Below are 8079 nucleotides of genomic sequence, written 5' to 3'. Positions count from 1 at the left end.
GACGCTTTTGGCCCGGCGCGGCGCAATGTCGTGCAGCACCGCCCGATCCGAGACAAACACCCACTGCCAGTGGGTGACGCCATCGACCCGGGTGGTGGTTTCATCCGAGGCGATCACCCGGGCGGTCAGCAATTTGGCCTTGATGGCCGCGCGTGCCTCGTCCAGCCCGGTCCGGACCCGACGGAAAGCATTGGCGATGGCGCCTTCCGAGACCGCCAACCCGAACAGGTCCTTCATCATCCGCGACAATCGCTCGAAGCCGACATGGTGGCTGTGGTGGAGATACAGAAGCAGGGAACGGACGCCCGGTCCGAACGGCGTTCCCGGTGCCATCCCCGTCGGCACCTCGGCCCGGGCACGACGTCCACAGCCGCCACAGCGCCCGCCGAACAGTTCGATTCGGGTCACCACTGGGCGGATCACCGGGAGGTCGATGTGGTCGTAGCGGTGACGGCACCGCTGCCGATCCGCCGACAGCGGCATCCCGCAATGGGGGCAGACCTCGACCAGGCGGCACTCGGTTTTGTCCGGGTCCTCGGCCAATGGCCGCGATACCCCGGGGCGTGACGGACGCGGTTTCCGGGGGCGGTCCTCGTCCGGCGAACGATTCTTCCGGCCGGGGCCGTCCTTGGACGGCGGAAAATGCGAATTCGACGAGGTCTTTTTCGGCTTGCCCAGCGCCGCTTCAAGTTCGGCAATTCGGGCGGCCTGACGTTCGATCAACGCCGCCTGCTCTAACAGCAAGGCGTCCTTATCGGCGTCACTCAGGCGGTAGCGGATCGGAGACTTCATTCATCGGTTGACCCATATTCCGCGCCTCGGCGCAAGCCCTTTTGCCAACCCCGTGAGCAATTACGTTTCTGTGACTGGCTGGTCGTGTCACAAGAATGGCCCTGTCGGTTAAACCGACGCAGCCAGAACGCCCCGGACGCTCCATTGACCCCGCGTGCACCCGTGGTTGCAGCCCAGCCCCATTCCCCTGCCGGTGCGCACCATAGCGCCCGCCGTGGCTATTCGTTCCGTGGCGGTCCTTTCCGCTGGGCGATTACCTCCGACAGGCTGACCCCCTGGGGCTTGGCCGACGAGCGCGGCGGCGCGGCGGGCTGATCGTCCGCTGCCATTTCAAAATCGGGGTCGGGAAGACTGTCGGGATCGGCTTTCAGCATTTCCCCGAAAGTCATCCGCCGCTTGTCGTGGATAAGCTCCATCGCCCGCTGCTGCGGCTCGTCTTGCCCGTAATGCTTGCGGATCATCTCCACGCTGGTCCCCATATTCTTCGCCAGCAGCCACACATCGACCTGGGCGTTGATCAGCCGGTCGGTCGCGTAGCTGTGGCGCAGCGAATAGGGCGAAAACTTGTCTCCGTGGCGGTCGCGCTCCAAGCCAACCTGCTTCAACAGCGCCGACATCCCCTTGGAGAAACACTTGATCGCCTTGCCGGTCTTCTGATCGGCGAACACGGGATCGCCGAGTTCAATCCAGCGGGAAAAACCCCGGATGCGCTGAAGGACCAGCCAGGTTTCCTCGCTGCTGACTGCCGTGCGCTTGCCGGTCTTGGTATCCTCCCGGACATGAATGTGGGTTTCCTTGGTTGGGCCGGATGGTCCCTGACCAACCACGAGTTGGCAATCGGCCCAGGTGAGTTGCTGATGTTCCTTGCCGGGACGCAGCCCGGTTTCGAACATAAACTCCATATACCCGCACAACATCTTGCGATCGACGGTGACCACGGGACCGTTGGCGGAGGCGATGAACGCAGGCATAGCGGCCTTGATCCGCTGCCAATCCGCCGGTGTGAAAGCCGGGCGGCGGTTGTCGTCGCTGCGTTCCTCGGTGATTTCGGGAACCTGTTCGCGCTTCAACCATTTGCGCCGAACGGCCGATGCGAAGATCGCCTTGAGGACGAGGATTTCACCTGACCGCTTGGTTTGGGCCTTCGGTGGCCGTTTGGCACGAATGAGCTTGCCGCCCCGGACATACTCGCGCGTGGTCTGTTCCGCACCCGGTCCCGTGGTCCAATAGGTCAGTCGCCACAGCTTGTAAGCCTCGATGTGTTCCTGATGGATGGCTTCAATGGCCCGGCCCTTGAAGTAAGGCAGCAGATAGCGGTCGATGGTGGCCTTGTTGTCGCGCATCGTCCGTTCGGTGATTTTTCCGGTCGTGAACGCAACCTGCTGATCTTCCAGATATGCCTCAACGGCCTTGGAGAAGGTGCGGCTGTGGATGGCTATGCCGCGTCGATGGTCGGCGGTCAGTTCGTAGAACCGTTCCCGTGCCACCTCCTTCGCTTCCTCAAGGTCGCGCTTGCCCGTGGCCGCAACCACATAGCCTTTCGCGCCCTTGATCTTGTAGCGTGCCGTCCAGGTCCGCGCGCCATTGCTGGTGCGCTGGTAGAGCGTCACAGCACCATCGAGGATTTTGATCGGGTCGAACATCGGGCAAGCTCGCATCAGCGTCCATACGGTCTGCTGGCCGCGTGGGACGGACTGCTAATGTACTGCTAACGCCAAAAACGAGCAACGCGGCCGAGGGCCGCGTTTGGCAAGTCGCTGAATTATATAAGGAAAAGTTGGCTGGGGGACTAGGATTCGAACCTAGACTGGCGGAGTCAGAGTCCGCTGTCCTACCGTTAGACGATCCCCCATTGGTCCGTCCCGAGAGGCGCACCTTCTATCATGGTGATCGGAGGTGTTCAAGAGTGTTTTTCGCCCTCTGTTCTGGCGTTGGGCTGGGAAGGTCCGATTGTCCGAGGCATCCCCTGCGCCACCGGCAGATAAGCCCGTCGCCCCCGCTGGCTTTCACGCCCAGCAGCCCCAGCGTAGATCTGCTTGGCCGCCTCGATCATCACCACGCCGCCGAATGCCTCGCACCAACGCTGGCCGATTCGTTCCAGCGCCGGAGCGGTCCGTAGCAACATTGGCACGGTACAGGGCGGCAGGAACAACGCCGAGCCACGGTTCAGCGGTGTAAACATATTGTCGCGCAGCAAACGGGTGAGTTGGCCCATCGTGAAGGGGCGGCCATTGCCGAATGGCGTGCGTTCAAGCCGCGACCAGATCCCGCGCCGGTTAGGCACAACGACGACCAATCGCCCTCCATCGGCCAGCACCCGCCACGCCTCGCGCATCACGACGCGGACTTGCTCGGCGGATTCCAGCGTATGAACCATCAGAATACGGTCGATCGAGCGATCGGGCAGCGGCAGATCGGTCTCGTCGGCAAGGGCGGTCAGTCCTGGCCCCTCCAGTGGCCAGGGCAGCACCCCCTGGCTGGCGGGCATCAGGGCGATCACCCGCTCTGCCTCACCCAGGAACACGCGCAGATACGGAGTGGCGAACCCCAGTCCGAGCAGCCGCAGCCCCTTAACGTCCGGCCAGAACATACGGATCTGCCGTCCGATCAGCCGCCGGGTCGTCTGCCCCAACCCGGTCGCATAGAAATCGCGCAGATCGACAACGTCGGTCCACATCGGCGAACACGCCCCTCCATCATGCATGCAAGCGCCCTCCCCTTCCGATGCGGCCCCATCACGATAGGCGTTTCCCGGAACCAGTGCTACAACGTCACGGAATTCATCCGCGCGAGGGCACCATGGCCAAGCTCGTCGTCGAGATCGTTCCCGTCCTGACCGATAATTACGTCTACCTGCTTCACGAGCCGATCAGCGGTGCTACGGCGGCGGTGGACCCTGCTGTCGCCGATCCGGTGCTGGAGCGGCTTGCCGCCCGTGGCTGGAGCCTCAGCCACGTTCTGATCACTCACCATCACGGCGACCATATCGGCGGCGTCCCCGATCTGGTCCGCCAGACCGGCTGTGCCGTGGTCGGGGCTGGACGCGACGCCGCGCGACTGCCGCCGCTGACCATCGAGGTCAGTGAAGGAGACACGTTCCTGCTCGGCTCGACCGCTGCGGTGGTGTTGGCGGTGCCGGGGCATACGACCGGCCACCTCGCCTTCTGGTTCCCCGACAGCCACGCTTTATTTTGCGGTGATGCGCTGTTCTCTCTCGGCTGTGGACGGCTGTTCGAAGGCACCGCCGCCGAGATGTGGGCATCGTTGTGCAAACTACGCGACCTGCCCCCCGACACCCAGGTCTATTGCGGCCACGAATACACCGCCGCCAACGGACGCTTCGCCCGTCTGGTCGAACGCGACAATCCCGCGTTGCTGATCCGGTTGAAAGAGGTCGAGGGGCAACGGGCCAAGGGAAGGCCGACCCTTCCCAGCACAATCGCCAGTGAACGAGCCGCCAACCCGTTCATGCGCGCCGACGAACCCACCGTCGCCCGCGCGGTGGGAATGGAGCCGGGCACCGCGCCGGCGCAGGTTCTAGCTGAACTGCGCCGACGCAAGGATGTGTTCTGATCTAAGGCTTCATCACCAGGGCCACCGCCAGAGCGGCGGCAATCACCCAGGGCAGCAGGGACAGCGGACGCCGCTTGCGCTGGTCGCCGAAAATCGCACGCACCGTGTCGGGATGAAGCCGCAGCCCCTGCCCCGACATCATCGCCTGAGTGCGCTCGGCTTCCTGCAACAGCCGAGGCAGACGCTCGATCGAGGTCAGCACCGTACCGACCGCCTCGCGAACGCGAGCTTCCGGTCCAAGGTGCGACCGCATCCAATCCTCGATCAACGGCTGGGCCAACAGCCACATATTGACGTTGGAATCGAGGTTACGCCCGACACCTTCGGCGACCAGCATGCTCTTCTGCAACAGCAGAAGCTGGGGCTGGGTTTCCATCTCGAAGGTCTCGGTGACCTGGAACAATTGCCCGAGCAGCCGCGCGATCGAGATTTCGTGCATCGGCCGCCCGAGAATCGGCTCGGCGATGGAGCGGCAGGCCTGGGTAAACGCATCGATCGACTGATCGGCGGGAACATATCCGGCGGCGAAGTGAACTTCTGCGACCTTGCGATAATCGCCGGACAGGAAGCCCAACAGCATCTCGCCAAGGAAGCGGCGAGTCGGCTTATCGACCCGCCCCATGATGCCGAAATCAACCGCGACCAGATTGCCGTCGGCATCGACGAACAGATTGCCCGGATGCATGTCGGCGTGGAAGAAGCCGTCGCGGAACACCTGATGGAAGAACGCCCGCGCCGCCTTGCCGAGAATCTCGATCGGATCATGCCCGGCGCGCAGCAGCAACTCGCGCTCGTCAACCGGAATGCCATGGACGCGTTCCAGCGTCATCACCCGCCGGGCGGTGCGCAGCCAATCGACCTGAGGAACGCGGAAGCTGTCGTCGCCCTCGAAATTCTCGGCCAGTTCGGCCGCCGCCGCCGCTTCGAAGCGGAGGTCCATTTCCAGTGCAATCGAATCCTCGAACGTCTTGACCGTCTCAAGCGGCTTCAACCGACGCAAACGCGGTACGGTTCGCTCGGCTCCCTCGGCCAGCCAGGTCAGCAGTTCGATATCGCGGCGGAATTTGGCATCGACGCCGGGACGCAGCACCTTGACCGCAACTTCGCGGCCATCGAGGGTAACGGCGAAATGCACCTGGGCGATCGAAGCCGCCGCGACGGGAACATCGTCAAAGCTGGCGTAAAGGCTGCTGATCGGGGCGCCCAGTTCCTCTTCGATGATCCGCCGCGCATCGGCGGCGGGGAACGGCGGCAACTGATCCTGCAATCCCGACAGATCGGCAGCCATCTGCTCGCCCAGCAGATCGGCGCGGGTAGACAGCGCCTGCCCCAATTTAATGAAAGACGGCCCCAACTCGGTCAGCGCGGCAGTCAGCCGCTGGCCGGGCCGCAGCTCCGCCTCGGCCTTGCGGCGGCGGCGGGAGCGCGGGATAAGGCGCATTTTGAGCGGCCAGGACAACAGCCGGGCCAGCGGAAAGGCGTCTTCGACCAGGAACAGCGCATCGTGACGCGCCAGCACCCGAGCAATAGAAACCAGACGATGGAGGTTGCGCCCTGCTCTGATCACACGCGCCAGCCGGAATGAATGGCGGCGATACCAGCCGACAGATTACGCACCGTCACTCGCTCGAACCCGGCATCGCCGATCATCGCGGCCAGTTCGCCCTGAGGCGGGAACTTGCGGATGCTTTCGACCAGATACTGGTAGGCGTCGCGGTTTCCGGTCACCAACTCGCCAACACGCGGCAGCACATTGAACGAATAGGCGTCATAGGCCTGCTTCAGCCCCGGCACGATCACATGGCTGAATTCCAGGCACATGAACCGACCGCCGGGCTTCAGCACGCGATAGGCTTCGGCGATCGCGTTTTCCCAATTGGTCACGTTGCGCAAACAGAACGCGATGGTATAGCGATCGACGCTTCGGTCGGGGATCGGCAGGGATTCGGCATTGCCGCAAACCCAGGTGACACCCGAGGACAGATTGCGGTCCACGGCGCGGTCGCGACCGACCGACAGCATTTCGCGATTGATATCGCATACCGTCACCTTGCCGCCGCCGCGCTTCTTCCAGCCGAAGGCGATATCGCCGGTGCCGCCGCCGACATCAAGAAGGACCTGATCGGGGCGCGGACGCAGCATGTCGAGGAAGGTGGACTTCCACAGACGATGGATGCCGACGCTCATCAGGTCGTTCATCAAGTCGTACTTGCCCGCGACCGAGTCGAACACGTCGCGGACCAGGGCAACCTTGTCCCCTTCGGCCACAGTGCGGAAGCCGAAATGGGTGGTGCCGGTGGGATTGTCGTGAGAGTTATTCGTCGTCATAAGGCGGCACGATAGACCAAGTACGCGAAGCGCGCGAGGGGGATGTGAGGGGGGAAATGCAGATTCCCCCCCTTGGCGATCAGAGCCGCCACGACCTCAGCCCTTTCGGCAGTTCGTGGTCACGCCACATCCCCTTGATATCGGCGACAAGACCGCCCGGAGACAGCAACGCGGCAAAGGCCTCGCCAGTGAACGCGGCATAGGGGGCATGCGCCACCGCTCCGACCACACAGTGATATCCACCGGCACCATCCAGGCTGGGCATCAGGGTCTCGCCATATTCGTGCTGGGCTTCGACCGGATCGGCATAAGGGTCGTGAACATCGACATGATGGCCGAGTTCGCGCAACGAGCGGATGACATCGACGACTTTGGAATTGCGCAGATCGGGGACGTTTTCCTTAAAGGTCAGCCCCAGGACCAGCACCCGTGCGCCAGAGGGAAGACCGGCGGAAACCCGCTCGGCGATCCAACGCCCCATGCCGTCGTTAATCCGCCGTCCGGCCAGCACGATCTCGGGATGATGTCCGTGATCCTGAGCACAGCGGGCGAGATAGAACGGATCGACCCCGATGCAATGACCGCCAACCAGACCCGGTTTGAAATTGAGGAAATTCCATTTGGTCGCCGAGGCGTCAAGCACATCGTGGATGGAAATCCCCCCCAGCGCCTGAAAAATCATCGTCACTTCATTGATGAAGGCGATGTTGATATCGCGCTGTGCGTTTTCGATCACCTTGGCCGCCTCGGCCACCCGGATCGACGCGGCTTCGAACACGCCACCGCTGGTAACGCGGCCATAGACGCGGGCCAGCAGCGCGGTGACCTCGGGCGTCTGTCCGGCGACGACCTTGGTGATGCGGTCAACGGTATGCTCGCGGTCACCCGGATTGATTCGTTCGGGGCTGTAGCCAAGGAAGAAATCGACCCCGCATTTCAGGCCCGATACCCGTTCCAGCTCGGGCCCACAGACATCCTCGGTGACACCGGGATAGACCGTGCTTTCGAACACCACCACCGCCCCCTTGCGGATCGCTTGCCCGACAGTGCCACAAGCACTCATCACCGGACGCAAGTCGGGTTCGTTATGAGCATCGACCGGAGTCGGCACGGTGACGATGAACAGGTCGAATCCGGTGATCGCGGCCGGGTCGGCGGTCAACTTCAACGTGCTGGCGCGCAGCCGGGAGGGCTCGACTTCGTCGGTACGGTCATGGCCGCGCTGAAGCTCGGCGATCCGCGACGCGGAAATGTCGAGACCGATGGTCGGGAAATGGCGGGCCAGCGTCACTGCCAACGGCAGGCCGACATAGCCAAGACCGACAACAGCGATGCGAATGGGGGTGGACATGAGGATTGTCCTCGCAGAGGTACGAAAAAGGGACT

7 protein-coding genes and 1 tRNA gene are annotated in these 8079 nt (G+C 63.2%); 1 reads left to right on the top strand and 7 read right to left on the bottom strand.

What is annotated here, in order from left to right:
- The 4 genes from PHAMO_RS16240 to PHAMO_RS16225 form a co-directional block, all read right to left on the bottom strand.
- The coding region (locus tag PHAMO_RS16240) for an IS66 family transposase (protein WP_040567620.1) at positions 1-792 on the bottom strand (792 nt) is incomplete at its 3' end.
- A 218-nt stretch (positions 793-1010) separates the two neighbouring features.
- The gene (locus tag PHAMO_RS16235) at positions 1011-2435 is read right to left on the bottom strand and encodes a tyrosine-type recombinase/integrase (protein ID WP_002730944.1); all 1425 of its coding nucleotides are present in this window, start codon (positions 2433-2435) and stop codon (positions 1011-1013) included.
- Positions 2436-2570: 135 nt separating this feature from the next.
- Positions 2571-2644, bottom strand: a tRNA-Gln gene (locus PHAMO_RS16230).
- 48 nt (positions 2645-2692) lie between these two features.
- On the bottom strand, positions 2693-3469 hold the full coding sequence (locus PHAMO_RS16225) for a methyltransferase domain-containing protein (protein ID WP_051002462.1): 777 nt from the start codon (positions 3467-3469) through the stop codon (positions 2693-2695).
- A 122-nt stretch (positions 3470-3591) separates the two neighbouring features.
- On the opposite strand from PHAMO_RS16225, the gene gloB reads away from it, so the two are divergent.
- Positions 3592-4365, top strand: a complete 774-nt coding sequence (gene gloB / locus PHAMO_RS16220; RefSeq protein WP_002730942.1) for a hydroxyacylglutathione hydrolase — start codon at positions 3592-3594, stop codon at positions 4363-4365.
- Between the two features lies 1 nt (position 4366).
- Here the strand turns inward: gloB and ubiB are convergent, their stop codons facing one another.
- From ubiB to PHAMO_RS16205, 3 genes are all read right to left on the bottom strand, one after another.
- The gene (gene ubiB, locus PHAMO_RS16215) at positions 4367-5932 is read right to left on the bottom strand and encodes a 2-polyprenylphenol 6-hydroxylase (protein ID WP_002730941.1); all 1566 of its coding nucleotides are present in this window, start codon (positions 5930-5932) and stop codon (positions 4367-4369) included.
- Positions 5929-6693 carry a bifunctional demethylmenaquinone methyltransferase/2-methoxy-6-polyprenyl-1,4-benzoquinol methylase UbiE gene (gene ubiE, locus PHAMO_RS16210; protein WP_002730940.1) on the bottom strand — a complete coding sequence of 255 codons (765 nt, stop codon included), beginning with the start codon at positions 6691-6693 and terminating at the stop codon, positions 5929-5931. The genes ubiB and ubiE overlap by 4 nt, the downstream gene beginning before the upstream one ends.
- A 79-nt stretch (positions 6694-6772) precedes the next feature.
- On the bottom strand, positions 6773-8044 hold the full coding sequence (locus PHAMO_RS16205; protein WP_002730938.1) for a nucleotide sugar dehydrogenase: 1272 nt from the start codon (positions 8042-8044) through the stop codon (positions 6773-6775).
- Between the last annotated feature and the right edge of the window lie 35 nt (positions 8045-8079).

This window comes from Magnetospirillum molischianum DSM 120 (assembly GCF_000294655.1).
Lineage (GTDB): Bacteria > Pseudomonadota > Alphaproteobacteria > Rhodospirillales > Magnetospirillaceae > Phaeospirillum > Phaeospirillum molischianum.
This window is presented reverse-complemented; position numbering and strand designations above follow the sequence as displayed.

Coding starts and splice junctions, on each gene's coding strand:
- PHAMO_RS16235 (WP_002730944.1), bottom strand. CDS start 2,435: ATGTTCGACCCGATCAAAATCCTCGATGGTGCTGTGACGCTCTACCAG.
- PHAMO_RS16225 (WP_051002462.1), bottom strand. CDS start 3,469: ATGTGGACCGACGTTGTCGATCTGCGCGATTTCTATGCGACCGGGTTG.
- gloB (WP_002730942.1), top strand. CDS start 3,592: ATGGCCAAGCTCGTCGTCGAGATCGTTCCCGTCCTGACCGATAATTAC.
- ubiE (WP_002730940.1), bottom strand. CDS start 6,693: ATGACGACGAATAACTCTCACGACAATCCCACCGGCACCACCCATTTC.
- PHAMO_RS16205 (WP_002730938.1), bottom strand. CDS start 8,044: ATGTCCACCCCCATTCGCATCGCTGTTGTCGGTCTTGGCTATGTCGGC.